Origin of the sequence: Pelagibius sp. 7325 (genome assembly GCF_037652055.1) — a bacterium.
Taxonomy (GTDB): Bacteria; Pseudomonadota; Alphaproteobacteria; order Kiloniellales; family Kiloniellaceae; genus Pelagibius.
In genome coordinates, this window is sequence record NZ_JBBKAH010000013.1 from 47,307 (window position 1) to 71,836 (window position 24,530).

General features: G+C 65.3%; 33 protein-coding genes. 18 read left to right on the forward strand and 15 right to left on the reverse strand.

The genetic code is table 11. The features are described 5' to 3' along the window. Nucleotides 1-7: 7 nt before the first annotated feature. Together WDC82_RS22940 and WDC82_RS22945 are read right to left on the reverse strand one after the other, a co-directional pair. The gene (locus WDC82_RS22940; RefSeq protein ID WP_340119749.1) at nucleotides 8-1,153 is read right to left on the reverse strand and encodes an amino acid ABC transporter permease; all 1,146 of its coding nucleotides are present in this window, start codon (nucleotides 1,151-1,153) and stop codon (nucleotides 8-10) included. A 167-nt stretch (nucleotides 1,154-1,320) separates the two neighbouring features. Beyond that, on the reverse strand, nucleotides 1,321-2,340 hold the full coding sequence (locus WDC82_RS22945; RefSeq protein ID WP_340119750.1) for an amino acid ABC transporter substrate-binding protein: 1,020 nt from the start codon (nucleotides 2,338-2,340) through the stop codon (nucleotides 1,321-1,323). Nucleotides 2,341-2,747: 407 nt separating this feature from the next. Here WDC82_RS22945 and metC point away from each other — a divergent pair, with 407 nt between their 5' ends. From metC to WDC82_RS22985, 8 genes are all read left to right on the forward strand, one after another. Continuing rightward, complete coding sequence (metC, locus tag WDC82_RS22950; protein ID WP_340119751.1) at nucleotides 2,748-3,962, forward strand: cystathionine beta-lyase; 1,215 nt, start codon at nucleotides 2,748-2,750, stop codon at nucleotides 3,960-3,962. Nucleotides 3,963-4,002: 40 nt separating this feature from the next. Continuing rightward, the gene (gene hisI / locus WDC82_RS22955; RefSeq protein ID WP_340119752.1) at nucleotides 4,003-4,413 is read left to right on the forward strand and encodes a phosphoribosyl-AMP cyclohydrolase; all 411 of its coding nucleotides are present in this window, start codon (nucleotides 4,003-4,005) and stop codon (nucleotides 4,411-4,413) included. Between the two features lie 4 nt (nucleotides 4,414-4,417). Then, nucleotides 4,418-5,230, forward strand: a complete 813-nt coding sequence (modA, locus tag WDC82_RS22960) for a molybdate ABC transporter substrate-binding protein (protein WP_340119753.1) — start codon at nucleotides 4,418-4,420, stop codon at nucleotides 5,228-5,230. Nucleotides 5,231-5,252: 22 nt separating this feature from the next. Next, nucleotides 5,253-5,945 (forward strand): molybdate ABC transporter permease subunit, encoded by a 693-nt coding sequence (gene modB, locus WDC82_RS22965; protein ID WP_340119754.1) that lies wholly within the window; start codon nucleotides 5,253-5,255, stop codon nucleotides 5,943-5,945. Nucleotides 5,946-5,963: 18 nt separating this feature from the next. After that, nucleotides 5,964-7,100 (forward strand): molybdenum ABC transporter ATP-binding protein, encoded by a 1,137-nt coding sequence (gene modC / locus WDC82_RS22970; protein WP_340119880.1) that lies wholly within the window; start codon nucleotides 5,964-5,966, stop codon nucleotides 7,098-7,100. A 99-nt stretch (nucleotides 7,101-7,199) separates the two neighbouring features. Beyond that, nucleotides 7,200-7,448 (forward strand): hypothetical protein, encoded by a 249-nt coding sequence (locus WDC82_RS22975; RefSeq protein WP_340119755.1) that lies wholly within the window; start codon nucleotides 7,200-7,202, stop codon nucleotides 7,446-7,448. A gap of 148 nt (nucleotides 7,449-7,596) precedes the next feature. Next, nucleotides 7,597-7,869 (forward strand): hypothetical protein, encoded by a 273-nt coding sequence (locus WDC82_RS22980; RefSeq protein ID WP_340119756.1) that lies wholly within the window; start codon nucleotides 7,597-7,599, stop codon nucleotides 7,867-7,869. 200 nt (nucleotides 7,870-8,069) lie between these two features. After that, a complete protein-coding gene (locus WDC82_RS22985) occupies nucleotides 8,070-8,210 on the forward strand; it encodes a hypothetical protein (RefSeq protein ID WP_340119757.1) in 141 nt (46 codons plus the stop codon). Between the two features lie 46 nt (nucleotides 8,211-8,256). Here WDC82_RS22985 and WDC82_RS22990 read toward each other — a convergent pair whose 3' ends face one another. From WDC82_RS22990 to WDC82_RS23010, 5 genes are all read right to left on the reverse strand, one after another. Further along, nucleotides 8,257-8,550, reverse strand: coding sequence for a ferritin (locus tag WDC82_RS22990; protein WP_340119758.1), 294 nt, complete (start codon nucleotides 8,548-8,550; stop codon nucleotides 8,257-8,259). 213 nt (nucleotides 8,551-8,763) lie between these two features. Next, nucleotides 8,764-8,958 (reverse strand): PLDc N-terminal domain-containing protein, encoded by a 195-nt coding sequence (locus WDC82_RS22995; RefSeq protein ID WP_340119759.1) that lies wholly within the window; start codon nucleotides 8,956-8,958, stop codon nucleotides 8,764-8,766. 86 nt (nucleotides 8,959-9,044) lie between these two features. Further along, the gene (locus WDC82_RS23000; RefSeq protein ID WP_340119760.1) at nucleotides 9,045-9,512 is read right to left on the reverse strand and encodes a hemerythrin domain-containing protein; all 468 of its coding nucleotides are present in this window, start codon (nucleotides 9,510-9,512) and stop codon (nucleotides 9,045-9,047) included. Nucleotides 9,513-9,696: 184 nt separating this feature from the next. Beyond that, the gene (locus WDC82_RS23005) at nucleotides 9,697-10,647 is read right to left on the reverse strand and encodes an OmpA family protein (protein ID WP_340119761.1); all 951 of its coding nucleotides are present in this window, start codon (nucleotides 10,645-10,647) and stop codon (nucleotides 9,697-9,699) included. Nucleotides 10,648-10,925: 278 nt separating this feature from the next. Then, a complete protein-coding gene (locus WDC82_RS23010; protein WP_340119762.1) occupies nucleotides 10,926-11,720 on the reverse strand; it encodes a response regulator in 795 nt (264 codons plus the stop codon). A gap of 236 nt (nucleotides 11,721-11,956) precedes the next feature. Here WDC82_RS23010 and WDC82_RS23015 point away from each other — a divergent pair, with 236 nt between their 5' ends. The 5 genes from WDC82_RS23015 to WDC82_RS23035 all read left to right on the forward strand — a co-directional run bounded on the left by WDC82_RS23015 (nucleotide 11,957) and on the right by WDC82_RS23035 (nucleotide 15,440). Beyond that, nucleotides 11,957-12,151, forward strand: a complete 195-nt coding sequence (locus WDC82_RS23015; protein ID WP_340119763.1) for a NepR family anti-sigma factor — start codon at nucleotides 11,957-11,959, stop codon at nucleotides 12,149-12,151. After that, complete coding sequence (locus WDC82_RS23020; RefSeq protein WP_340119764.1) at nucleotides 12,148-12,720, forward strand: sigma-70 family RNA polymerase sigma factor; 573 nt, start codon at nucleotides 12,148-12,150, stop codon at nucleotides 12,718-12,720. Before WDC82_RS23015 ends, WDC82_RS23020 begins: the two co-directional genes overlap by 4 nt. A gap of 25 nt (nucleotides 12,721-12,745) precedes the next feature. After that, nucleotides 12,746-14,443 carry a histidine kinase dimerization/phosphoacceptor domain -containing protein gene (locus WDC82_RS23025; RefSeq protein WP_340119765.1) on the forward strand — a complete coding sequence of 566 codons (1,698 nt, stop codon included), beginning with the start codon at nucleotides 12,746-12,748 and terminating at the stop codon, nucleotides 14,441-14,443. Nucleotides 14,444-14,614: 171 nt separating this feature from the next. Then, nucleotides 14,615-14,791, forward strand: a complete 177-nt coding sequence (locus tag WDC82_RS23030; RefSeq protein WP_340119766.1) for a DUF1328 domain-containing protein — start codon at nucleotides 14,615-14,617, stop codon at nucleotides 14,789-14,791. Nucleotides 14,792-15,041: 250 nt separating this feature from the next. Then, a complete protein-coding gene (locus tag WDC82_RS23035) occupies nucleotides 15,042-15,440 on the forward strand; it encodes a response regulator (RefSeq protein ID WP_340119767.1) in 399 nt (132 codons plus the stop codon). On the opposite strand, the gene WDC82_RS23040 is transcribed toward WDC82_RS23035, so the two are convergent. Beyond that, nucleotides 15,437-16,213 (reverse strand): Crp/Fnr family transcriptional regulator, encoded by a 777-nt coding sequence (locus WDC82_RS23040; RefSeq protein ID WP_340119768.1) that lies wholly within the window; start codon nucleotides 16,211-16,213, stop codon nucleotides 15,437-15,439. The two genes, WDC82_RS23035 and WDC82_RS23040, sit on opposite strands and share 4 nt — an antisense overlap. 241 nt (nucleotides 16,214-16,454) lie before the next feature. On the opposite strand from WDC82_RS23040, the gene WDC82_RS23045 reads away from it, so the two are divergent. The 4 genes from WDC82_RS23045 to WDC82_RS23060 all read left to right on the forward strand — a co-directional run bounded on the left by WDC82_RS23045 (nucleotide 16,455) and on the right by WDC82_RS23060 (nucleotide 17,511). After that, complete coding sequence (locus WDC82_RS23045) at nucleotides 16,455-16,787, forward strand: hypothetical protein (protein WP_340119769.1); 333 nt, start codon at nucleotides 16,455-16,457, stop codon at nucleotides 16,785-16,787. Between the two features lie 106 nt (nucleotides 16,788-16,893). Beyond that, nucleotides 16,894-17,061, forward strand: a complete 168-nt coding sequence (locus tag WDC82_RS23050; protein WP_340119770.1) for an entericidin A/B family lipoprotein — start codon at nucleotides 16,894-16,896, stop codon at nucleotides 17,059-17,061. Between the two features lie 44 nt (nucleotides 17,062-17,105). Beyond that, nucleotides 17,106-17,294, forward strand: coding sequence for a hypothetical protein (locus WDC82_RS23055; protein ID WP_340119771.1), 189 nt, complete (start codon nucleotides 17,106-17,108; stop codon nucleotides 17,292-17,294). Between the two features lie 31 nt (nucleotides 17,295-17,325). Further along, nucleotides 17,326-17,511: a hypothetical protein gene (locus tag WDC82_RS23060; protein ID WP_340119772.1), complete on the forward strand. Its 186-nt coding sequence runs from the start codon at nucleotides 17,326-17,328 to the stop codon at nucleotides 17,509-17,511. Nucleotides 17,512-17,628: 117 nt separating this feature from the next. On the opposite strand, the gene WDC82_RS23065 is transcribed toward WDC82_RS23060, so the two are convergent. The 3 genes from WDC82_RS23065 to WDC82_RS23075 form a co-directional block, all read right to left on the reverse strand. Continuing rightward, nucleotides 17,629-17,847, reverse strand: coding sequence for a CsbD family protein (locus WDC82_RS23065; RefSeq protein ID WP_340119773.1), 219 nt, complete (start codon nucleotides 17,845-17,847; stop codon nucleotides 17,629-17,631). Between the two features lie 168 nt (nucleotides 17,848-18,015). Then, a complete protein-coding gene (locus tag WDC82_RS23070) occupies nucleotides 18,016-18,429 on the reverse strand; it encodes a hypothetical protein (RefSeq protein WP_340119774.1) in 414 nt (137 codons plus the stop codon). 86 nt (nucleotides 18,430-18,515) lie between these two features. Beyond that, nucleotides 18,516-19,832 (reverse strand): DUF2254 domain-containing protein, encoded by a 1,317-nt coding sequence (locus tag WDC82_RS23075; protein WP_340119775.1) that lies wholly within the window; start codon nucleotides 19,830-19,832, stop codon nucleotides 18,516-18,518. A 202-nt stretch (nucleotides 19,833-20,034) separates the two neighbouring features. On the opposite strand from WDC82_RS23075, the gene WDC82_RS23080 reads away from it, so the two are divergent. Then, entirely contained in the window at nucleotides 20,035-21,147 is a 1,113-nt protein-coding gene (locus WDC82_RS23080; RefSeq protein ID WP_340119776.1) for an AI-2E family transporter, read from the forward strand. A gap of 252 nt (nucleotides 21,148-21,399) precedes the next feature. Here WDC82_RS23080 and WDC82_RS23085 read toward each other — a convergent pair whose 3' ends face one another. The 4 genes from WDC82_RS23085 to WDC82_RS23100 all read right to left on the reverse strand — a co-directional run bounded on the left by WDC82_RS23085 (nucleotide 21,400) and on the right by WDC82_RS23100 (nucleotide 24,529). Further along, entirely contained in the window at nucleotides 21,400-22,161 is a 762-nt protein-coding gene (locus tag WDC82_RS23085) for a hypothetical protein (RefSeq protein WP_340119777.1), read from the reverse strand. 12 nt (nucleotides 22,162-22,173) lie between these two features. Next, nucleotides 22,174-22,542 (reverse strand): phage holin family protein, encoded by a 369-nt coding sequence (locus WDC82_RS23090; RefSeq protein WP_340119778.1) that lies wholly within the window; start codon nucleotides 22,540-22,542, stop codon nucleotides 22,174-22,176. After that, the gene (locus tag WDC82_RS23095) at nucleotides 22,539-23,045 is read right to left on the reverse strand and encodes a hypothetical protein (RefSeq protein WP_340119779.1); all 507 of its coding nucleotides are present in this window, start codon (nucleotides 23,043-23,045) and stop codon (nucleotides 22,539-22,541) included. The genes WDC82_RS23090 and WDC82_RS23095 overlap by 4 nt, the downstream gene beginning before the upstream one ends. Nucleotides 23,046-23,152: 107 nt before the next feature. Continuing rightward, the gene (locus WDC82_RS23100) at nucleotides 23,153-24,529 is read right to left on the reverse strand and encodes an aspartate aminotransferase family protein (protein ID WP_340119780.1); all 1,377 of its coding nucleotides are present in this window, start codon (nucleotides 24,527-24,529) and stop codon (nucleotides 23,153-23,155) included. Nucleotide 24,530: the final 1 nt, after the last annotated feature.

Genomic DNA, 24,530 nt, shown 5'->3' on the forward strand with positions numbered 1-24,530 from the left:
TCCCCCCTCAGCGTTCCACCAGCGCAATGCGCCGGTTGTACCAGTTCATGAAGGCGGAGATGATCAGCGAGATGCTCAGGTAGATCAGCAGCACCAGCAGCATGCACTCCATCTCCTTGCCGGTCTGGTTCAGCGTGATGCCGCCCAGCGTCGCCACGATGTCCATGTAGCCGATGGCGATGGCCAGCGAGGAGTTCTTGGTGAGATTCAGGTACTGGCTGGTAAGCGGCGGGACGATGACCCGCAGAGCCTGCGGAATGATGATGAGCCGCATGGTCCAGTTCGGCTTGATGCCGAGAGCGAAGGCCGCCTCGGTCTGGCCGTGGCTCACCGACTGGATGCCGGCGCGCACGATCTCGGCGATGAAGGCCGAGGTATAGACCGACAGCGCGAACCACAGCGCGGTGAACTCCGGCCTCAACACCATGCCGCCGCGGATGTTGAAGGTGCCGAACTCCGGTGTATCCAGGGAGATCGGCATGCCGGCAACAAAAAAGGCGATCAAGGGAAGTCCGATGATCGCCGCGGCGCCGATGGAGAAGACCGGATAGATCCGGCCGGTGGCCTCCTGCTGCTTCTTGGCCCAGCGCTTGAAGACGATGGCGCCGGCGACGGCGGCCATGAATGCCGCGGCCACCAGCCAGATGCCGCTCTCGAAGATCGGTGCCGGCACGTTGAAGCCGCGATTGGAAAGGAAGACGCCTTCCATCGGCGACAGCGCCTCGCGCGGCGCCGGCAGCGTCGTGACGATGACACCGTGCCACAACAGGATCTGCACCAGCACCGGCACGTTCCGGGTGAACTCGACGTAGCAGTAGACGATCTTGTTGATCAGCCAGTTGCTGGACAGCCGCAGCACCCCGAAGATGAAGCCGAGGATGGTGGCGAATATGCAGCCGGCCACCGCCACGAGGCCCGTATTGATCAGCCCGACGACGGCCGCGCGGAAGTGCGTGTCGCGCGAATTATACGGGATGAGCGTCTGGTTGATGTCGTAACTGGCCGGCGCCCACAGGAAATCGAAGCCGAAGGTCTTGCCCAGGGCTTCCAGGTTCGCCACCGCATTGGCGGCGAGGAATGCGACGATGGCGAAGACGCCGGCGACAACCAGAATCTGCATCAGGACGGCGCGATAGCGCTTGTCCGACCACATCTGGCCTAACGAAAAACTCTCAGAATCCTGTTCGATTGCGGCCATAAGCACACCCCGCTGCGACGACCCAGGAAGGCAAGTGAACCGACGTGGAAACGACTCAGGGTACGCCGGTGCACTACACCGGCGTACCCGAGGTCATTTCATCGTCCGGTCAACTTCCGGCTTTAGCGCACCGGCGGAGTATAGAGGATGCCGCCGTCCTTGTACTGCGCGTTGATGCCGCGCTCCAGGCCGATCGGGGTGTTGGCGCCGATGTACTTCTCGAACACCTCGCCATAGTTGCCGACCTGCTTGACGATGTTGTAGCCCCACTTGCTGTCGAGACCCAGCATCGCGCCGACATCGCCTTCATTGCCGAGCAGGCGGTTCACTTCCGGATTGTCGGTGCCCTTGGCCATCTCGTCGACGTTGCCCGAGTTCACACCGAACTCTTCGGCGGCGATCATGGCGTTCAGCGACCAGCGCACGATGTCGCCCCACTGGTCGTCGCCTTCACGCACGAGCGGGCCCAGCGGCTCCTTGGAAATGATCTCCGGCAGGATGATGTGATCGGCCGGGTTGTCGAAGGTAGCGCGGCTGGCGGCGAGGCCCGAGGCGTCGGTCGTGTAGACGTCGCAGCGGCCGGCCAGGTAGTTGGTGCGCGCTTCTTCGTTGGTCTCGATCGGCACCGGCTCATACTTCATGTTGCTGAGCCGGAAGTAGTCGGCGAGGTTCAGCTCCGTGGTGGTGCCGGTCTGGATGCAGACCGAGGCGCCGTCAAGCTGCGTGGCGCTGGTGACACCGAGCGCCTTCGGGACCATGAAGCCCTGACCGTCGTAGTAGTTCACGCCGACGAAGGTGAAGCCGAGATCGGCATCGCGCGACAACGTCCAGGTGGTGTTGCGGGCCAGCATGTCGATCTCGCCGGAGGCCAGCGCGGTGAAGCGGGTCTTGCCGGTGGTCGGCGTGTACTTCACCTTCGAGGCATCGCCGAACACGGCAGCCGCGACCGCCTGGCAGACCGCCGGATCGAAGCCCTGCCAGTTGCCCGAATCGTCGGTAAACGAGAAGCCCGGTACGCCGGTGGAGACACCGCATTGGACGAAGCCCTTGGCCTTCACGTCGTCCAGAGTCGCGGCGGTCGCTCCGGTAGCGCCAATCACGGTGACGGCGCCGGCCGCGAGCATAACCTTCAATTTAGACATGGATTAACCTTCCCTGCTGTTCACAGTTTATTTGTCTCAACCGTGGCCTGCGCCCCCTGCTCTAAGGCCCCGGGCGGGCAGTGCCCGGCGGGGTTGCGGCGGGGTATCTGCGCGCCACATCTGCGAACCATGTCTCACTCAACGGGGAAAGGCAACATCTTGGAAAGGCGGCGTGACAAAAAATAGGCAGATTGTCATGTCCACTGCGCCGAGACCTGTTGATCACAAACAAAGGGGGGCGCCGATACTTCAGCTTTAGAGCGTAGGCGATGGCTTGTGCAGCAGGGTTGCGTGAAACGGGCTTGGCTCCGCTATAAGGATCGGAGAGTCTGACCTCTCTCGATTCACGCATGAACGGCATGGCCGATGCCGGCGATGCCGTTCCCAGCAGTTGGAAGCTTCCCTCGATGAAAAAGTCCGCCGCGCGCCATGCCGATACCCTGCTCACGCACCTGGGCCGCGATCCGGCCAGCCACTACGGCACCGTGAACACCCCCGTCTTCCATGCCTCGACGATTCTGTTCGATAGTGTGGAAGCCTTTCAGGACGCCGGCCGCCGCAAGATGGAAAAAGGACAAAGTTCCTACGGTCGCGCCGGCACGCCGACCACCTTCGCGTTCGAGGAGACCGTCGCCGCGCTGGAGGGCGGCTATGGCGCGGTGGCGCTGTCTTCCGGCCTGCAGGCGATCACCGTCACCCTGATGGCTTTCGCCACGGCGGGCAGCCACGTGCTGATGCCCGACAGCGTTTACTTCCCCGCTCGGCGCATCTGCAACGACCTGCTGCAGCGCCTCGGCGTCGAGACCACCTACTACGACCCGACCATCGGTGGAGAGATTGCCGGGCTGATCCGCGACAACACGGCGCTGATCTACCTTGAGGCGCCCGGCTCGCTGACCTTCGAGATGCAGGACGTGCCGGCCATCGTCGCCGCGGCCAAGGCACGCGGCGTGCCCACGGCGATCGACAACACCTGGGCGACCCCGCTGTTCTTCCGCCCGCTGGAGCACGGCGTCGACGTGGTGGTGCACGCGGCAACGAAGTATATCGTCGGCCACTCCGATGCCATGCTGGGCGTGGTGGTGAGCGGCGAAGCCCTCTACGAACGCCTGCGCCAGACCAGCCAGTTCCTTGGCTGCGCGGCCGCGCCCGATGACGTCTACCTGGGCCTGCGCGGCCTGCGCACGCTTGCGGTCCGCCTGGAGCGCCACCAGGCCAATGCCCTGAAGCTGACCGAGTGGCTCGGCCAGCGACCGGAGGTCGACCGCATCCTCTATCCGGCGCTGCCGTCGGATCCCGGCCACGCCTTGTGGAAGCGCGACTTCGACGGCGCCTGCGGCCTGTTCGGATTGACCCTGAAACCCTGCAAGCGCGAAGCGGTGCTGGCGCTCATCGACGGTCTGCAGCTCTACGGCATCGGCGCCAGCTGGGGCGGCTATGAGAGCCTCATCCTGCTGACCGATCCCGACGCCATGCGGTCGGCCACCCGGTGGAATCCGGCGGGGCCGACTCTGCGCATTCATGCCGGCCTGGAGCACCCCGACGATCTCATCGCCGACCTCGAGGCCGGCTTCGCGCGTCTCAACGAAATCAACCGTGGACAATCCGTGCGCGCCGGGTAAGACCAAGGCGCACACGATTTCCCCGCACTGGATAGTCCCCATGACCGAGCCCGCCACGCCCCTGCCCGCCGCCCTGGAAGAGGCCGTCGCCTTCGACGGCCGCGGCCTCGTCTGCGCGGTCGCCCAGCAGCATGACAGCGGCGAGGTGCTGATGGTCGCCTGGATGAACCGGGCCGCCCTGGCGGAGACCCTGGCGACGGGCAAGGTCTGCTACTGGTCGCGCTCGCGTGGCAAACTGTGGCGCAAGGGCGAGACCTCGGGACAGACACAGGCGCTGGTGGAGTTGCGCGTCGACTGCGACGGCGACACCCTGCTGCTGCGGGTCGACCAGAAGGGTGTCGCCTGCCACACCGGCCGGCGCAGTTGTTTTTACCGCGCGCTTACCGCCGACGGCAGCCTGGTGGAGAAGCTGTCCGTTGTTACAGACCCCAAGGACCTCTACGGAGCCTGAGCTCATGACCCTTGCTTCGCGCCGCCTCGTCGCTGTCCTGATCCTGCTGGCCGCTACGCTGTGCGCCGGCGTGCTTACCGGCGCCGGCACGGCCCGGGCCGCGGAGAGCGACCCGCCGGTCACCCTTTTCGCCGCCGCCAGCACCACCGAGGCGGTGAACGAGATCGCCGAGGCTTATGCCGCCGCGACCGGCGGCTCAATCCGCCCGGTGGTCGCGTCGTCTTCGACCCTGGCGCGCCAGATCGCCCAGGGCGCCCCGGCCGACCTTTTCCTCTCGGCCAACGTAACCTGGATGGACCACCTGGACGGCCGGCAGGCCATCGTGCCGGAGACCCGGGTGGCGCTGCTGTCCAACCGGCTGGTGCTGGTCGCCCCGGCGGACTCGCCGCTGCGCCTGCGGCTCTCCCCGGACCTCGACCTCGGCGCCCTGCTGGGCGACGGGCGCCTCGCCGTGGGCGACCCGGCCCACGTGCCCGCCGGCATCTACGCCCGCCATGCCCTGGAAGCCCTGGGCCTGTGGGCACAGGTGGAGGACAAGCTGGCTCAATCCGCCAACGTGCGCGCCGCCCTCGCCCTGGTGGACCGCGGCGAGGCCGCCGCCGGCATCGTTTACGAGACCGACGCCGCCATCGCGCCCCGCGTGAAGATCGTCGACGTCTTTCCCAGCGAGGTGACGCCCGCGATCACCTATCCCCTCGCCATCGTCGCCGGCCACGACAGTCCGGCCGTGCGCCGGGTCTACGATTTCCTGACCGGCGACGCGGCCGCGGCGATCTTCCGCAAGTACGGCTTCACCCGTACCCCCGCCGGCAGCTAGGCGCCGGGCACCCAGCACAGCCATGTTCGAGCTGACTCCCCTGGAAGTGGAAGCCCTCGGCCTCAGCCTGAAGGTCGCGCTGTGGAGCATGGTGGCGAGCCTGCCCTTCGGGCTGGCGGTCGCCTGGCTGCTCGCGCGCTACGAGTTCTTCGGCAAGACGCTGGTCAACGGCATCGTCCACCTGCCTCTGGTCCTGCCCCCGGTTGTAGTCGGCTACCTGCTGCTGCTGCTGCTCGGGCGCAACGGCCCTCTGGGGGCCTGGCTGCTGGCGACCTTCGGGATCACCCTGCCGTTCACCTGGGAGGGTGCCGCCCTCGCCGCCGCGGTCATGGCCTTCCCCCTCATGGTACGGGCGATGCGGCTTTCCATCGAGGCGGTCGACCAGCGGCTGGAGACGGCGGCGCGCACGCTCGGGGCGTCGCGGCTGGGCGCCTTCGCCACCATCACCCTGCCGCTGATCCTGCCCGGCATCCTGGCCGGCGCGGTGCTGGCCTTCGCCCGCAGCCTGGGTGAGTTCGGCGCCACCATTACCTTCGTCTCGAACATTCCCGGCGAGACGCGCACCCTGCCGCTCGCCCTCTACAGCCTGATCCAGACGCCCGGCGGCGAGGCCGGCGCGCTGCGCCTTGCGGTGCTCTCGGTGCTGCTCTCCCTCGCCGCCCTGGCCGCCTCCGAAGCCATCGCCCGGCGCCTGCGCGCCCGTCTCAACGGCTAGCCGGGGGTGCGTGAAACCATGCTGGAGGTCGACGTCTCCCATCAGCTGGGCAGCTTCAGGCTGGAGGCCAGCTTCTCCTGCCGGGCCGCCGGCATCACCGCGCTGTTCGGGCGTTCCGGCGCCGGCAAGACCTCGCTGGTGAACATGCTCGCCGGCCTCATCCGACCGCAGCGCGGCCGCATCGCTCTGCGCGGCGAAACCCTGTTCGATTCCCAGCGCGGCATCGACCTGCCGCCGGAAAAGCGCCGCCTCGGCTACGTGTTCCAGGAAGGCCGCCTGTTTCCCCATCTTTCGGTGCGCCACAACCTGCTTTACGGCTACCGGCGGGCGCCGGCGGCCGAGCGTCCCATCGGCCTCGACCAAGTGGTCGGGCTGCTCGGCATCGAGGCCCTGCTGGAGCGCCGCCCGGCGGCGCTTTCCGGCGGCGAGAAACAGCGCGTCGCGCTGGGCCGGGCGCTGCTCGCCAACCCCCGCCTGCTGCTCATGGACGAGCCGCTGGCGGCGCTCGACCAGCCGCGCAAGGAGGAGATCCTGCCCTTCATCGAGCAGCTGAAGGAGGAACTCGACCTGCCGGTCATCTACGTCAGCCATGCGATGCAAGAGATCGTCCGCCTGGCCGACACCCTCGTCCTTATGTCGAACGGCCGCATCGAAGCGGTCGGCGCGGTCGAGGACCTGACCAGCCGCCTCGACCTGCGCCCCCTGACCGGGCGCTACGAGGCGGGCGCGGTCCTGGCGACCACTGTCGCCGGCCAGGACAAGATGTTCGGCCTGACCGAGCTGCGCTTTGCCGGCGGCCGCCTGCGGGTGCCCCATCTCAACCTGCCGCTGGGTCAGCCGCTGCGCGTGCGGATCCGCGCCCGCGACGTCTCCATCGCCCTCGCGCCGCCGGCAAATATCAGCATTCTCAACGTTATTCCCTGTATCATTAAGGAAATAGGCGAAGAAAAAAGCCCCCAGGTCGACCTCCAGCTCGACGCCTCTGGGGCGGCGATCTGGTCACGCATCACGGCCCGCTCGCGCGCCGCCCTGGCGCTCAAGCCCGGCCTTCAGGTCTACGCCCTGATCAAGAGTGTCGCCATCGACCGCCAGAGCCTGGGCGGCGGCCTGGGGCGTCCCGGCGGCGGCGAGCGTTTCCTGGCCGAAGAAGATTGATCGCGCGACAGGGCGCGAGTGATTCAGTATGATGCGCGCCGCGGTGGCTGGCTGACCGTGAAATGTCACAGTGCAGACTCCGAAGAGCAGGGTTAAATCATGAGCATGCACACGCTGAATGAACTCGCGATCTTCCGGGCCCGCCTCCTCCGCGACCCGCATCAGCTCGGCCGTGGCACCAGCGAAGCAATGCTCAGTCAGCTCGACGAGGCCATCATCTCGCGCCCGGCGACCACGCCGGACGAAGCCATCGCCAAGCTCGAACTCGCACGCGACCTGGCCGCCGCCAAGGGCAAGACCAAGATCGTGAAGCTGATCGAAGGGGCGCTGCTCGTTCTGCGCCACTGAGGTGCCGGTGGGGAACCACCGGAGGCGGCCCCACAGGCCCGACGCACGGGACCGCAAAAGAAAGTCTGCACGGCCGCCCGCTTTGGATTAAGATGCGCTCGCCGTATTTTCATTTCAGTCTGTTTGGCAGGAAGTCACCGTAGGCACCATGAAAAAGCACGATATTCTGATCGAACCCTGGCGCGGCAACCCCGGCCCGCGCAGCCAGCGCGGCACCGATGGTTTCCGCTGGACGGTTTCCTACGAGAAAGGTGGGCGCTTCTACGCCCAGGGATTTGCGGACTCCCACGCCGAAGCGCGGGCCGCCGCCGAGTCCTATCTGAAGGAACAGGGCGTCGACCTCAACTGGCAGTCCTCGCAGACGTCCTCCGTGAAGGTGCTGCGTCCGCGGTCGAAGCCGGTCGCCCGCAGCGCCCGCTGAGCGCGCCGCGCAGGTCCCAGGAAGCCGACTCCGACCTCTCCGGGTTATGTCCCTATACCGCGTTGAGAAAGCCGCGCCTGTGCCCCGGAGCCGGCAATCTTGCCCAGCGGGCTTGCAGCCGCCGCGGGGCACACCAGATCCAACTTAAAGACATCGGCATCCTGTCGGAGCCGGAGGCGCTGGAGGGAGCACAGCCTGCCATGACCCGTCCGTCCCGCTTGGCCGCTGTTGCGGCGATTGCCCTCCTGCTGGCGTCCTGCCATCCGCCGGGGTACTCGTCGGCCTATCCCGACGCCCGCAACTCCGGTCCTTTCTGGGAACGCGAAGAACAGCGCGACTGAGCCGGGAAGCGGCCGCCGGGTGGTATGGGCGGCCGCACGCTCCCGCTCAGTGGTCCGAGATTTCGCCGTCCGTGAAGAGAAATTCCTTCAGGTGCTTTTCGAAGTCCGGGCTGTTGCGGCGGATCCACTCCAGCACCATGGCGGCGTGCTCCATCTCTTCGCGCATATTGTGAAGGAGAATCTCCTTGAGCTGCGCATCGTCGCAGTCGTCCGCCCGCTGCCGGTACCAGTCGACGGCTTCCAATTCTTCCATCAGGGAAACGATGGCGTGATGTAGGTGGATGGTTTCCTTGCTCAACCGCTCGCGCGGGGCATGCAGACTGCTACTGGAAGCGGTCATTGACCTCTTTCCCCTTCTCTTTCGTTGAACGCTCCGATCCGCCGGACCCGCTTGCTGCGAGTCCCATCGTTTTTCGGCCTATCGCCCTAATGTGCCGGGAAGGACAGGCGGCCGCAATGGGCCGCGCCGCCAAAATGAAAACCTCCGGCGGCCCGGGAAGGGCCACGCCGGAGGTTTTACCGCCGGGGCCTGGCGCCCCGCAAAAAGCGTTCTTTATATCGCGGCCCGACTGCTGCGGGGTCCGGCAAACAGCCAGATGATCAAGCCGAGGACCGGAAGGATCAGCACCAGCAGGATCCATAGCACCTTCGCGCCGGTCGATGCCCCCGAGCCGAAAATGTTGACGATGGCCCAGATATCCAGGGCCAGAATAATAAGCCCCAGAATCCCACCGTATTCCATACTCATGCTTTTCTCCCGTCTCGCTGACGCACTCGTGAATTGGTATCGGGCAAACGTCGCCCGCGGCGTAAAGTTCCCGGGTGGCGGTCCCGTCAGGACGCCAGTTCGAGCGGCTCCATGGCGGCCAGCACCGCCTTCTTGCGCGACTCGAAGCTCTTGCCCATGGACTGGGCCGCTTCCTCGCTGAGTACCTCGCGGGCCTCGGTGAAGGTCTCGCCCTCTTCCTCTTCCATGTGGTGCTCCATGAGTTCGCAGAGCACGCCGAACTTCGACGCCCACTGGGCGCTGTCGACAGGGACCGAGTCGAGCTCTTCCAGCAGACCGTTGGCGACATGGTGTTCGTTCACCGCCTCGAAGGCTTCGTCGCGCGTGTCGCGCTGCTTCATGAGCGTGTTGTAGAACACGGCCTCCTCGATCTTGTGGTGCGCCCACATCTCGCGCTTGAAAGTGTCGAACAGTTGGCGACGCGTCTTTGCAGCGCGCTCGGTGGTGTCCTTGATCTCCGCCATCAGGCCACGCGCCTCGTCATGATCCTGCTTGATCCGGTCGTAGATGTTCATCATTTCCTCTCGGTGATTGGCAGTGCATCGCGACCGCGCCGCGCGGCGCTGTGACTGTGCGATGGCAACGCCGGGCTGCAGCCGCGAGTTCCGACACGGCGACGTGAGGCCACGGCCATGCGAAAGGGGCCCCGCCTTTCAGCGGAGCCCCTTCCCTTCCGGCCTTGCGGCCACTGCGCGATGCTTACTGCTGGGCCGAAGTCGTGCCGATCTGTTCGGCGTACATGCCGCGAGCAACGATCTCGACGCGGCGGTTGGCCTGCTCGGGCACACCGTCCGGCGTGGACACGGCGGGATCTTCCTCGCCCTTTGCGGCGGTCTTCAGCTCGTCGAGATCGCCGACGGTGATGCCCTCGCGGATCAGCGACTGGCGCACCTGCTCGGCACGACGTTCGGAAAGGTCGATGTTGTAGCCGCTCGGGCCGGCGCGGTCGGCATGGCCTTCAACGAAGACGACGATGTCGTTCAGACCCTTCATCTGCTCGACGAAGGTGTCGACCTTTTCCTGCGACACCGGCCTCAGGTCCGACTTGTCGAAGTCGAAGTACAGCACCATTCGGGCCACTTCCTCGCCGATGACCATGCGCGGCTCCGGCGCGGGCTGCGGCTCAGGAACGACCTCCGCCGTCTGCATGGCGCCATTCAGGTTATCCATCGCGATCTCGAATTCGTCGCGGCAGGCGGCGATATGCGCCGGCTGATGGCCTTCCTCCTGCTGCTCAACCCAGCAGTCGTACTTGGCCTGGGCGATTGCGGCCGCTTCCGGCGCCTTCTCCTTAGCGCCCTTGTCGAAGGCACCCATCAGGTTCTGGCGGGCCGCGACCAGGGCCGGCATGTGCGCCTCGTCGATACCCCACTCGCCCGGATTCTCCGGTGCGATGTTCTTGTGCTCGTTCGCCATCAGCGCCTTCTCGGCGAAGTAGTCGGCGTCGATCCAGTCGTACATCTGGTCCGCTTCGAAGAGGAAAAAGTCACGGTACTCGCGGGCGAGGTAGTCGTCGAAGGACGCACCGGCGGGCTGCATCTCGCGCGCCCGATCCATCTCGTCGCCGTAAAAGATCACCGCATTGGCCGCACCGCTGGCAAACACGACGAAGGAGGATGCGACCCCACCCAACAAAATCTTGCGAAGCATATCTGTCTCCTATTGTTTCTTGTCTGGATCTGCCAAGCATCGCTTGACGGCGGCGGCCCCTCTGTCTTGTCCGCTCCGCCCTCGGCACCGGCGTCTCGCCGCGACCGATCAACCTTGGCGCTCTTTCATTCCGCCCAGTGAATGCATGCGCGGCGCAAAGGTTCCGAAATTGAACGCGAAAAGCGTTTGCTTGAAAGTTGGGCGCAACCCGCACGGCAAAGAAAAACGGCGCGCCGCAGTGCCGCGGGCGCGCCGTTCTGTCTCAGCGAACTGAGAGATCAGTTCATGCGGGCGCTGCTTTCAAAGAACAACGCCTGGCTGATCGCAGCCTTCACCGTCGCCTCCTGAAAGGGCTTGGTGATGAGGAAGGTCGGCTCCGGCCGTTCGCCGGTGAGCAGGCGGTCCGGATAGGCGGTGATGAAGATGACCGGCACTTCGAAGTCGTTGAGGATATCGGTCACCGCATCGATGCCCGATGACCCATCGGCGAGCTGGATGTCCGCCAGCACCAGACCGGGATTGTGGCTGCGCGCGGCGGCGACCGCCGAACTGCGGGTGTCCGCAATGGCGGCAACCTTGTGGCCGAGGCCTTCGACGATGCCCTCAAGGTCCATGGCGATGATGGGTTCATCCTCGATGATCAGCACGTCGGTCGCGGTCTGCCGGTCGATCTCCTCGATGGCCTTGGCCAAAAGGCCCATGATCTCGTCTTCATCGGCGTCCAGGATCTGGCCGGCCTCTTCGCGCGTGAAGCCTTCCATCGCGGTCAGCAGCAACGCCTGGCGCGAACGCGGCGTCAGGGACGACAGCCGCCGCTGGGTTACCTTGACCCGCTGGTCGTCGGCCTCTTCCGGCACCTCGTAAGGCGCCTGCGCGCCGGACCAGATTTTCTGGAAGATGCGATAAAGGCCGACTCGCGGCTCGACGTCCCGGGGGAACTCTTCCGGTGCCTCGAGAATTGCCTCCAAGGAAGCAGCGACGTAACGGTCACCACTGTCCTGGGTGCCGCTCAGCGCACGCGCGTAGCGGCGCAGAAAAGGCAGATGTGGACCGATCGCTTGGGAAATTGACATCGACGAACTGAGCTCCCTTGAAGGTATTCTAACGAAGGCCGGTTCTTCATGGACGGACCTTCTTGACCGTAAATTCCCCCCAAGCAAAAAAGTTCCTCGCAAGCGGAACTTTTTTGCTATCTACACGTTTAAACCACGCAAAGTAGAATGTTTTCATAGACTTGGCGCCAGGGGAAGCATTGCTGGTTGCCATAGAAGGCATCTTAGGAAAAGATACAGCCCGGGATAGGGATATGATGTCAAACGAAGAACGTGAGAAGTCGCCGGCGGGCGGAGCTGCCCCGGGCCGCGCCAGGAAGGCTCCCGCCGGCAAGGAAGACTGGATCGGGGCCAATCTGCGCAAGGTCTACGACGAGGCGCTGAACGAACCGGTGCCCGACCGGTTTCTCTCCATCTTGAAGGAGATCGAGAAGAAGGAACGCGGATCTTGAGCACAAGGGATCCCCATTCCGCCCTCCACGACCAGATCGTCGAGGTCATTCCCAATCTGCGCGCTTTCGCCCGCTCGCTGGTGAGCAATCCGGCCCAAGCTGACGATCTTGTGCAAGGCGCCCTGATGCGCGCCCTCTCGAATCTCGACAAGTTCGAGGAAGGGACTAATCTGCGGGCCTGGATGTTCACCATCCTGCGCAACCTGTTCTATTCCGAACTGCGTAAGCGCAAGCGTGAGGTGGAAGACGCCGATGGCGGCTATGCCGCTACCTTGTCCACGCAGCCCAACCAGATCGCCTCCCTCGAGTTGAAGGATTTCCGCAAGGCCCTCGCCAAGCTTCCCGAGGAGCAGCGTGAGGCGCTAATCCTGATCGGCGCTTCGGGATTTTCCTATGAGGATGCCGCCAACATCTGCGGCTGCGCCATCGGCACCATGAAAAGCCGCGTCAACAGGGGCCGCAACCGGCTGGCCGACCTCCTCCAGATCGATCCGGCCAGCGATCTCGCCGGCGATCAGGCCATGGCGTCCATGCTCGAAAACAAGCAGGCGCTCCTTGCCGGTTGCTGAACTTGCCGCCAGGTAGGCGAAACCCATGCTGCGTTCCCTCAGATCCCGCCTGATTGTTTTGCTGGCGCTTGCGCTGCTGCCGGCCAGCACCCTCGCCATCATTCAGGCGGTGAGCTACTACCGCCAGGTCACGGCGCTGACGGAGCGCAACCTGCTGCAATCCTCGGCGATCATCGCCGCCGAAGAGAAAAACGTCATCGTCGACGCGCGGCGCATCCTGGAAAATCTCGCTACCCTGCGTGAAATTTCCGCCTTTACGCCCGGGGCCTGCGGCCAGACCTTGCTGCGGACCCAGAAAGAAGCGGTGGCGTACAGCCTTCTGGTCGTCCTGCGTCCCGACGGCACGGTCGCATGTTCGACCGATCTCGATTCGCCGGCCACCTTCGCCAATGAGGACTGGTTCACCCGCACGGTCGCCAACGACGGCTTCACCGTCAGCGGCAATGTGGAACTGCCGGGCGGCAGCGGGCCCACCCTGATGACCACCCTGCCGCTGCACGCGCCAGAGGGACCGCTCATCGGCATGGTCGGGCTTGCCCTTAACCAGGCCTGGCTGGGACATCTCGTGAGCCGCCCTGACGGCGGACCATCCCTGGCCAATACCAGCGTCGCGCTGCTCGACCAGCGCGGTGCCGTTCTTGCCGAGTCCGCTGTCGGCAGCCCGGCACGCGATTGGATGCCGGCAGCTTTCGTCGTCGGGACCCGTCTCAGCGGCCAGGCCCAGGTCTTCCGAACCCAGGGCCGCGACGGCATCGAACGCATCTTCGCCCTCGCCCCCCTCTACGAACAGCAGGTCTTCGTTGTGATGGGGGGTGTGTCCGGCCACCTGCTGGCAAACCCCAGCTTCCACCTGGTCGCCGGCCTCGCCTACCCGGTTCTCATGTGGTCCATTGCCATTGCCGTCGCCTGGTTCGCCGTCGAACGCCTGGTCCTGAAGCAGGTTCTGCGCCTGCGCAAGACCGCCAACGCCTATGCCGAGGGCCACTTCGAGGCGCGCACCCCCGGCATCGAGCATGCCCCCCAGGAGATCCGCGAACTCGGCATGACCATGCACAAGATGGCGGACGTCATCTCGCTGCACGAAAGTGAACTGCGCAAGTCGCTGCAGGAGCAGAAGGCACTGCTGCGCGAAGTCTACCACCGGGTGAAGAACAACCTGCAGGTCGTCTCCAGCCTGGTCAATCTACAGGTCTCCCGCGCCAGGAACGAGCACGAGCGCGGCGCCCTGCGCACCACCCAGGATCGCATCCACGCCCTTTCCATGGTGCACAGCAATCTCTACGAGACGCCGGAGTTGCATCAGATCAAGCTGCAGGAGTTCGTGCCGCAGCTCTGCGAGTACCTGCGCCAGGCGCAAGGCGATGCCGCAGAGAGCGTGCGCATGACCTTCGATATCGATACGATCCAAAGCGACCCCGAGCGCGCGGTGCCGCTCGCCCTGCTGATCACGGAAGTGGTCACCAACGCGCTGAAGCACGGCTGGCCGGAAGGCGAACCCGGCCGCCTCGCCGTTGCGCTCAAGCAGGTGGGCGAGGACGGCCTGGAGATGACGATTACCGACGACGGCAGCACCGCCGAATCCGCCTCCCCGGAGAGCCTCGGCGGACGCCTGATTCACGCCTTTGCCAAGCAGCTGGGCGGCAGCGTGACGATCGAAAACGGCAACGGGTTCCACCTGACCCTGCAGGTGCCCAGCAGCGCGGCGCCCTCCTCCCTGTCCTGAGCCGGCGCGGGTGCATCCCGGCCCTCGAACGCGGAACCTTCGCAGCCGACCGGCGTTATCACAGGAATCGGCAACGCAGGCAAATCTGCCCACCGCGTCAAAGGCTTGACCGAAAGTACGCCGCTGGTGCGCCCGCCACGCCATCCTCAAGGCCATATCAAGGAGAGTGCCATGCTTTATTGGGCCCTTGTGTTCTTCATCGTCGCGATCGTGGCCGGCTTCTTCGGCTTCGGCGGTGTCGCCTCCGCTTCGGCCGGCATCGCGCAGATCCTCTTCTTCATCTTCCTGGTGCTGCTGGTCGTCTCACTCATCATGCATCTTGTGCGCGGCCGCCGCGGCTCCATGTAGCCCGCGTCCCCAGCACCAGGCGTGCCGCCCCTCGGTCCGCGTTGCGGCCGTGGGGCCGGCACACGCCTGCATCCCTTCGTAGTCCTCCGCTTAAAGCTCACATCGAACCGGCGGCGCGGCAATCTTCGCCCGCCGCCTTATCCTATGTTGCAGCGGCCGTCACCCGAGCCGGCTAGTCTGGGCAATCGCTGAAGTTGCACAGACTGGCGGCATCCCTGCCGCCTTTCCCCGTTTGAGGAAGGCTTTCCCAGTGACGAAGATGCCAACAAGGCGCGTCCTGCCGCCCATGCTGCGTGTGCTGATCGTCGAGGACAATATGATCATCGCCCTCGATGCCGAAGACATGCTGACGCGCAATGGCGCCGCGGGTGTCGACATCGCCGGCAGCAGCGCCGAGGCTCTGCGTATGCTCGCAGATCCCTCCTACAGCTTCGCGGTGGTCGATCTTCGGCTGCCCAACGCCGAGAGCCTTGCGATTGCATGGCGGCTGCAAGAGTTGGGTATCCCTTTCATCTTTTCCGTCGGCTATGGGGAGCAAGTGATCAATCCGCCGGCATTTCCGGCGGTGCCCGTCGTCGGCAAGCCTTTCAGCGAGTCCTACCTGATGGCGCGCCTCGCCGACCTGCTGGAGGCTGAGGGCAGGCCCTAAAGAGCGGCAGCCGCCGAGATCGCCGTCTCGGTCTTGCGCGGCAAGGGCTGGGCGTCGAGGTAGTGCGGAGAAAACTCGGCGGCGCTGACCAGGGCCTCCAGGTCCTCGATGACCACGCGGTCGCCGCAGATCCGGAGCAAGCCGTTTTCACGCAGGCGGCGCAGAGTGCGGTTCACGTGCACGATACTGAGGCCCAGGGTATCCGCCAGGATCTCCTGGGTCAGCGGCAGTTCGAACGAGTTCAGCCCGGCCTCGTCAACCAGGCGCAATCGGTGCAGCAGCTCCACGATGATGTGCCCGGTGCGCTCGTAGGCGCTACGCCGGCCGATGCGCACGACCTGCTCCGCCAGGATCGCCTCGTCGCGCCCGGCGCACCAGGCGACCGCTGCACCGAGGCGTGGACAATTTCCGAACAGATCGACCAGGAAAGCCGGTTCGACAGGGTGCAACTCCAGGTCTGTCAGTGCGGCGACGGAATGATCCGCCACCTCGAAAAGCGGCGAGAACAGCCCGATGAAATCACCCGGCAGCACGAAATTGAGGATCTGGCGTCGCCCGTCGGACAGCGTCTTGAAGCGGATGGCCCACCCCTGCTTGACGATGTAGCTGTAACCGTAGGGCTCGCCATCGTGGACGAACTCCGTGCCTTCCGGCACGGCCTTCACCCGCTTCTGCATGGCCTCCAGGCAATCGATCTCCGCGTTGCTGAGCTTGATCACAGAACTCAACTTGCGCCCGAGAGCGCCATGGGCCTTCTCAGTCTTCAATGCCATCGTCGTCCCCACTCTCCATCCCTCCGTCCGCCACTGGCGGCCGCGATTTATGCAGCACACAGAAGCCGATTATTAAACGCACGAACCGCCCAACGGTTCCAGCGCGTACGCTTCTTTTCCGCATCTTAGCCTAGGTTAAGAGGTGACCGTAAACAGACTGCCATGATGAGGTTTGCCGCAATGCGTAGCGCAAGGGCGGCCGCACAGCCTTCACGGCAAGCGCTAGGAGGGCCATCGCCCCATGAGCAAGTATCCTGCGACCAAATCCCCTGCGATCGAGCGTCCTGCCACCGATCGCCGCAAGCTGCCGGAAACACAGACGGCTGCTCTCGCCGCGCTGTCGATCAGTGAATCGCTCATTCTGACGCTGGTGGAAACCGGCGCGCTTGAAGCGCAGGCGGCGCGCCGCTGTCTGCTGGACGCCGCCGCCGGCTTCGACACCGGCGCCGCGCCTCGCGAAATCCGCGGTCAGACTGCCGCCCTGATCGACAGCCTGTTGCAGCAGATCGACGCGGTCTCCCCCACCGAAGTATCAGGCGAGGACCAGGACGGCGATGTCCTGCTGCCCCGCTAGGCGCCGCGCCACCTGCAACGAGGGAACCTTTGCCCGCGCTCTCGTGTTTCCATGCCAGAAGCCTCCCCCGTGCGGGAGACAGCCGACAAAGCAATGGAGAGTTGATATGAGCACGCTTTTCGACGGCCTGCGCCGCAATGGCCATAGAGCCTTGCTGGCGGTGATGGTGGCCACTTTCTCCGCCGCAGCGCTTTCAGCCTGCAACACTGTCGAAGGTGCCGGGCAGGACATCGAAAACGCCGGCGAAGCCATCGAAGACAGCGCCAACGATTGATCGATCGGCTTAGCGCTCGCTGTTTCAGATCGGAGGACTACGAGATGACCGATAAGAACGAAGGCGAAGGCAATCGCACCGCCGCTCGCCGTTACAACAAGGACACCACCGAATTCGTCGAGTCCGGCAAGGTCGACGCCAACGCCAAAAAGGCGCGAAAGGCCGTCGAAGGCAAGGAAAACGAAGAGCTCAAGCGTGCCGAGAAGGCCGGCCTGAAGCCAGGCCGCCACTGAGCCAACATTTACCCGGAGCATGAGAAATAGAATGAGCAAGACGATACAGAGGACTGCGGCCGCGACGGCGCTGGCTTTCGTTGCCGCCCTCACCCTTTCCGCCTGTGAAGAGGAAGGCCCCGCCGAGCAGGTGGGCGAGTCGATCGACAACTCGGTTGAAGAGCTTGGCGACGCGGTCGAGGAGGCGGGCGACGACGTGAAGGATGCGACCAACTGATGCGAGCCAACAGGCTGGCGTAGCAATCGAAAAAGGCGGCTCTGCCGCCTTTTTTTGTGTCCTGCCGAAAGAAAGAAGGGCGACCGCGGCTGCGGTCGCCCAAAACCTTGTTGGCGCTTACTGCTTCTTGGGAGCATCCATTACGCCGCTCGCCCAGCGGTCAGCCTCCTTCTCCGCTTCCTCGCGGGCAAGGCCATAGTGCTCCTGCAGGCGCCCGACAAGCTGCTCGCGGCTGCCAGCCACCACGTCCAGTTCGTCGTTCGTGAGGCGACCCCACTTCTCCTGCGCCTTGCCTTTCAGCTGTTTCCAGTTTCCTTCGACCTGGTCCCAGTTCATTGCATATCTCCATTCATTTTGGGTGATGTAAGAACAACGCCGAGCAGCACTGCGCGGTTCCGCCTTGCTCCGTTACCGGCCGGCGATGTCACAGAGCGTCCCCGCGGACATAACGAAGGCGCGCCGCTTGCGCGGCGCGCCTTTTCGCTAGGACCCATCGGGTCCGACTCAACCGTCGTTGGGAGTCAGCACCGCCTCGGCCTGCTCGATCGCCTCAAGACATGCCTGCTCGTCGCCGCTGCCCCGCGCGTCGCGCGCTTCATCGAGGTGGGTCAGCACCGCCGACTTGTCCTTCTCGTTGGTGAACCATTGCTCGCGTGGCGTCGCGGGTCCACCCTCCTGGTAGACAGTCGTGCCGCCATCCTCCTGCACAGCCCCGCCGTTCTTCACCATTTCCTCCGTCGCGGCTTCCTCGCCGCCGGGAACGGCGGGCGCCTGTTCGGCTGCGGCGGCGGTGCCTTCCGGGTTTTCGAGGATCGCGGGATGGCTTTCAACCGCCTCAATGCGTTGGGCACAGTCGGCGTAGGCAGGCAGCGGCAACACGAGGGCGGCTGCCGCCAGCAGGCAAGGCAAGCGGGACATCTGAGGTCCTCCTTTGAAGGGATTACGTATCGGCTGGACAACGTCCCTCGATGAGCGAGGGTTCCCGGAGGCCGCCGTGGCGCGGCTCAGGCGCTGCGCCTGTCGGAAATGTCGCGCGCCTCGGCGACCAGGCGGGCGAGCGCCTGCCGGTCGGCGTCGAGCAGCAGTTTTTCCATGCCGAAGGCCTCTGCGCGCCGGGCTTCGTCCATGATGTCCTCGAGGTAGCAGGGCGCCGCGGACTCGGCCAGGTCCTTCAGCACACCGGCGATCGCGCAGATGACCTCGGCATGGCTTGCACCGTCGCGCATCACAGGCCGAAAGGCGCGCTCCAGCATGGCCGCAAAGCCAGGCCGCGTGAACTCGACACGCCCGTCCGGGCTCTGCGACGGCGGATAATCGCCGGGCGGCCGCTCCCCCGCTATGGCGAGGAGGCTACCCAAGTGCTCAATGCAGGCGAGCGCCGACTGCGGATCATTGATGCCGGGCGACAGGGCGCGGCAGGCGACCTCCGCCAGTAGTTCGAAGCCGAGGCGCGGGTCGCCCTCGTGGCTGCGCTCGAAGCCGACGACGGCCGTCCCCTGGAGGGAGGCGCGCGCCTCGTCGTCGGATACCTTGCCGGTCACCGTCATCAGGCGGCGGTGCGGATGCACGAAGTCGCCTTCCTGGACGCAGAGCCGCACGAAGAGGTCGTGCTCGCAGGCAAGGTTGTGCAGTGTTTCGCTGTCGATCAGCTGGACGTAGCCGGTGCCCGACGGCCGGATCACCATTTCGCTGGCTGCACCCGGCGTGGCCGGCTCGCAGGCCGCCGACGGCGCGGCATCCAGATAGGTCTCCAGCACGCTGCGTGCCTGGCGGTGGATGCTGTGAATAATCCGGTTGACCTTCAGGATCTCGGCGACGTGGTGAATCCACTGCACCAGGTAGCGCACGGCGTTCATCGCCAAGAGCAGGGCGCAGAGAAACGTCATGGTGACACCAGGCCCGGTGACCATGTGAAAGCCGAACAGCAGCAGGGCGGCCAGGGAGAAGACGAAGGTGGCGAGGAAGGTCCCTAGGGCGTTCTGCGTGACCGGGTCGGCCATGATTTCCGGGACCGCACGTGGCGACACCTGGCCGGCAGCGAGGCTCAGCACCAGCATCAGCACCGAAAGGGTGACGGTGGCCACTGTGAGCATACTGCCGGCCAGCAGCTTCAGCAGTTCTTCCACCGTCTCCCGTTCGACATCGGGCAGCCATGTCAAGGTGTCCTTGGGTAGGAAGCCGTCGACCGTGGCCACCAGCAAGGCGACCAGGGCGGCAGCGATGCAGTAGGCACCGGGACGAAACCACAGGGCGGTGCGGACCGCCCGAATCTCGTTCTTCAGGACCGGAAAAAATGCTTCACCCGAACCGGCGACCGCCATCGGCTGCTCCCCCTCGTCTGACGTTTGCCCACAGGAAACGGCTCGGGCCCGGCTTCCCCCAGGCCTTGCGTTTAGGCAATTCCTGGAAGGAACGAATGGACCGCTGGAAAGTTCCTATAAGGCCGGCGTGACGCTTTCCGCCGGTTGCCGATCCGCCGGGCCCGGCCCGGTCGCCAAAGGGGGAGTTCTCGGGATCATGGTCATGTCTGACGGACCGGCGCCAAGCGGCGACAACCGCGCCCTCACGGTCGCAATGGTCACCGTTGCCGCGCTGGCTGTACTGGCAGCCCTCTACTTCGCCCGAACGCTCTTCATCCCGATCACCGTGGCCTGCGTGCTGGCGCTGGTGCTGGCCCCCATCGTGCGCCTGCTGAGCAAGCTGGGCCTGCCGCGGACCCTCGCCTCCGCCGTCGTGGTCCTGACCTGCTGCGGGTTGGCCGCCGCCATTCTCTTCCGCCTGTCGGCGCCGGCCGCCGAGTGGCTCGCCCGCCTGCCTGAGGCCGTGATCCGCCTGCGCTACACCTTCAGCGAGGTCGTCGGAGCCATCCAGGACGTCCGAGAAATCACCCAGGACATGGCGCGCCTGTCGCCGGGTGAGGAGGCCAGTGAGGTCGTCATCCAGGGCCCTGATCTGGCGCAGATTTTCCTCACCAACACAGGCCAGTTGGTGACCATCGTGGTGGTCGCCGCGATCCTGCTGTTCTTCCTGCTTGCCAACGGCTACCTCTTCCTGCTGAAGACGGTCCACATCCTGCCGACGCTGCGCGAGAAGAAGCGCGCCGTCGAGATCGGTCGCGACCTCCAGGTCGAGGTCTCGCGCTACCTCTTGACCATCACGCTCATCAATGTCGGCCTGGGCTGCGTTACCGCCGCCACCATGGCCGCGTTCTCCATGCCCAATCCGCTGCTGTGGGGCGTGATGGCAGCGACGCTGAACTTCATACCCTATGTCGGTGCGATCCTGACCGCCGCGGCGATCCTGCTGGCGGCGGTGCTGACTTTCCTGTCGCCGGTCGAGATCTTCCTGCCGCCGCTCGCCTTCATCGTGCTGACCGCCCTGGAAGGCAATGTCGTCACCCCCGCGGTGGTCGGCCGGCGCCTGACCCTCAATCCGGTCATTGTCTTCGTCTGCCTGCTGTTCTGGGGCTGGCTGTGGGGCGTTGCCGGCCTGCTCATCGCCGTCCCCTTGCTGGTCGTCTTCAAGATCCTCTGCGACCACATCGAGCCGCTGCAGGTGGTCGGCGAGTACCTCAGTTCGCTGCAGCCCACGCCCGCCAGTCCCTCCACGGACGAAAAGCCCGTCGGCAACAGCTGACCGGTGTAACCCAGCCCAGACCCGGCCAAAGAAAACCCGCCGCTGCCGGCAAGGCAGCGGCGGGTCGGGCCCGTATCCGATGGGGTCAGGCGGTCAGGCGAGGCCGAGGAACGACAGCAGCGCCAGCACCACCACCACGACACCGATAATGTAGAAAATATTGTACACGGGAGAGTACTCCTCCAGCTGTCGTCGGGACTAAAACGGGTGGCGGCGGAGAGGCTCGGCCTCTCCGCCGCTGCGCCGTCACGATCAGCTGATGGTGCCGGACCGGCCGGCGCCGGCAGCCTTTGCCACCTCGTCCGCGTCGCGCTGCAGCGAGTCAGCGTCCGGCGCCTTGGCGGCAGCCGTGTCCTTGGCTTTCTTGACCGCGGCCTTGGCGGCCTCCTGGACCTTGCGGCCCTCCTTCACGGCGGCGTCCTTGGCGGCCCGCTTCACCTGGTCGCTGCGTTCGCCGAAGGTGCGGTCCTCACGGCCCGAGCGCGGCAGCGAGGCAGCCACGGCGGCACCCAGGGCGACGCCTGCGGCGGCGACCAGGATCGGGTGGTCATGCACGAAGCGTCCCGTGCTCTCCTTGGCACGCTCCGCCTGGCGGCGCGCCTGGCGGCCCACCTTGCCGGCGCGCTCGCGCACATCGTCGCGCACCGCCGCCGCCCGTTCGCGTAACCTCTGCCCCGTCGAACCTTCGGCACTGGTGAGGTCATCGTAGTCATCGTAATCATCGTAATCATCGTAGTCGTCATAATAGTCCGCCTGCCGCTTGGCCCTGGCGTTGAGGGCCAGCCACAGGATGCCGGCACCGATCATCGCTGCCGGCACGGGATTGTCGCGCACAGTCCGCCCGATTCCGCCGGCGATGGCGCCGCCGTTGCTACGGGCGAAATCGACGACATTGTCGACTACCTCGCCCGGTGAGAGGCGCTGCTGGATGCGCTCGATCTTGTCGTCGATGCTGCGTCGGGTCGAATGGATCTCGTTCTCGATGTTATCGGTCCCGGGAGTGGTCTTCACCATTTCAGAGTCTCCTTAGATTTCTGAGCTGCTGCGCGCGGCGCGCAGCGTGCGTTGCGGAATGAGATTTTTGGCCTGCAGGTTCTTGCGCCCCTGGCGGATCAGCAAAAGAGCTACCAGCGCCAGCACGCCGCCAACAGCGACAGAAGCCAGCCAAGCCGGCATGACGTTGCTGAGCGCGAGGACGACAGCTTGCACCAGGATCAGCAGTGCGCAGAAAGCGACCAGAAGGCCGGTGATGACGGCGTAGAGGCCGGTCTGTGCCTGCTGCAGCTTCTCCGAAGCCTCGGCCTGCGCCAGGCGCAGCTCCTGCCTTACCAACTGGCCGAGGTCGTGAACCAGTCCTGACAGCAGGCCGCCGAGCGAAGAGTCCGCGATGGTCATTCGCCGCCCCCCGCTCCGGCCCCCATGCCGGCACGGGCACCGGGAGTCGCCGACGGCGCCTGCGTCTCCGGCATCTCGGCGATCTCATCCTCCGGCTCTGCCTCGGGCTCGGCTGAACTTTTCAGGAAACGGGCGGCGCCAAAGGCGATCGCAAAACCGGCGCCGAATACCAGCGCGGGGTGCTCACGGGCGAAATCTTCGACGTCATGCCACAGATCGCCCGGATCGCGCCCCTGGAGGCGCTTGGCAAAGCCGCCGACCTCGTCGGCAGTGCGCGCCACGGTCGCCGCACTGCGGCCGTAACCGGCGGCTTCCAGGTCTTCGGCGCCGTGGCTGACGGCATCGGCCAGGGCCGCCACGTAGTCGGCCAGGGCATCGCGCTGTTCGCGAGCCACCTTCCCTGCGGCAGCCTTGGCCTCGCCGGCGACCTGCCGACCTTCTCGCTTCAAAGCGCCGCCGGCCTCCTTCAAGACCGAGGTGCTCTCTGTGGTATCTTCGCTCATTGCTGTCGCCTTTCGATGTCTCACGAGGGTTTGGGAGACAACGAAAGGCCGGCGGAAATGGTTCCGTTTCCGGGCTGGGACAACAAAGAGGCCGCTGGGGGCCGGCCTCAGGCGCCGGGGAAGACTTCCTCAACCGCCTCGCGCATGGCGCCGACGACAATATCCGCCTCGGCCTCGCTGAGGCAAAGCGGCGGCGCGAAGCCGAGAATGTCGCCCTGCGGCATGGCCCGCGCGATGACGCCGCGTTTCAGGAGGGCGGCAGCGACCTTGGGGCCGTGCTGGCCCGCGGGCTCAAAGAACCTGCGCGCGTCCTTATCTTCCACCAGCTCGACGGCGCAGAGCATGCCCTCCCCGCGCACCTCGCCCACCTTGGGATGATCGCCCAGGGCCTTGCGCATCGCCGTATTGAAGTAGCCCCCGGTCGCGCGCGCGTTGCCGACCAAGCCGAGATCGTCGATCAGCTTCAGGTTGGCAATGCCCGCCGCCGCGCCGATGGGGTGCGCCGAATAGGTCCAGCCGTGGCCGATCGCGCCGTTCTCGTCAGTGCCCTGCTCCAGCACTTTCCACACCTTCTCGCCGATGAGAGAAGCCGACAGGGGCGCGTAGGCGGAGGTCAGCCCCTTGGCCGAGGTTATGATGTCCGGCCGGATCCCGTAGTGGTCCGAGCCGAACATCGTGCCGAGACGCCCGAAGCCGGTCACCACCTCGTCGGCGATCAGCAGGATGTCGTACTTCTCCAGGACCTCCTGAATGGCCTTCCAGTAACCTTTGGGCGGCGGCACCAGGCCGCCCGTACCAAGGGCCGGCTCGCCGATGAAAGCGGCGATGGTATCGGGACCCTCGGCCTGGATCAGCTTGTCCAACTCGCTGGCGCAGTGGGCGGAGAATTCCTCCTCGCTCATCGCGTCAACCTTGCGGCGGTAATAGTAGGGCGCTTCGGTATGGATCACCTGGGCGAGCGGCAGATCGAACTTCTTGTGAAACAGCTCCAGGCCCGTCAGCGATCCGGTCATCAGACCGGAGCCGTGATAGCCGCGCCAGCGCGAGATGATCTTCTTCTTCTGCGGGCGTCCGAGGATGTTGTTGTAGTACCAGACCAGCTTGACGTTGGTTTCGTTGGCATCGGAACCCGAAAGGCCGAAGTAGACTTTGCTCATGCCTTTGGGTGCGCGGTCGATCACCATCTTCGCCAGGGTGATCGAGGCCTCGGTGCCGTGGCCGACATAGGCGTGGTAATAGGCCAGTTCCTCGGCCTGCTTGGCGATGGCCTTGGCGATCTCCTTGCGGCCATAACCGACATTCACGCAGTAGAGGCCGGCAAAGGCGTCGAGCAGCCTGTTGCCCTCGCGGTCGCGGATGTAGACTCCCTCGCCGCCGGTGACCACGCGCTGCGGCGCCGCGCCGCGCGCGAACTGCGCCAGATGGGTGGAGGGATGGAAGAAACAGTCCCGGTCCCAAGCTTCCAGTTGATCGTTCTTAAGCATC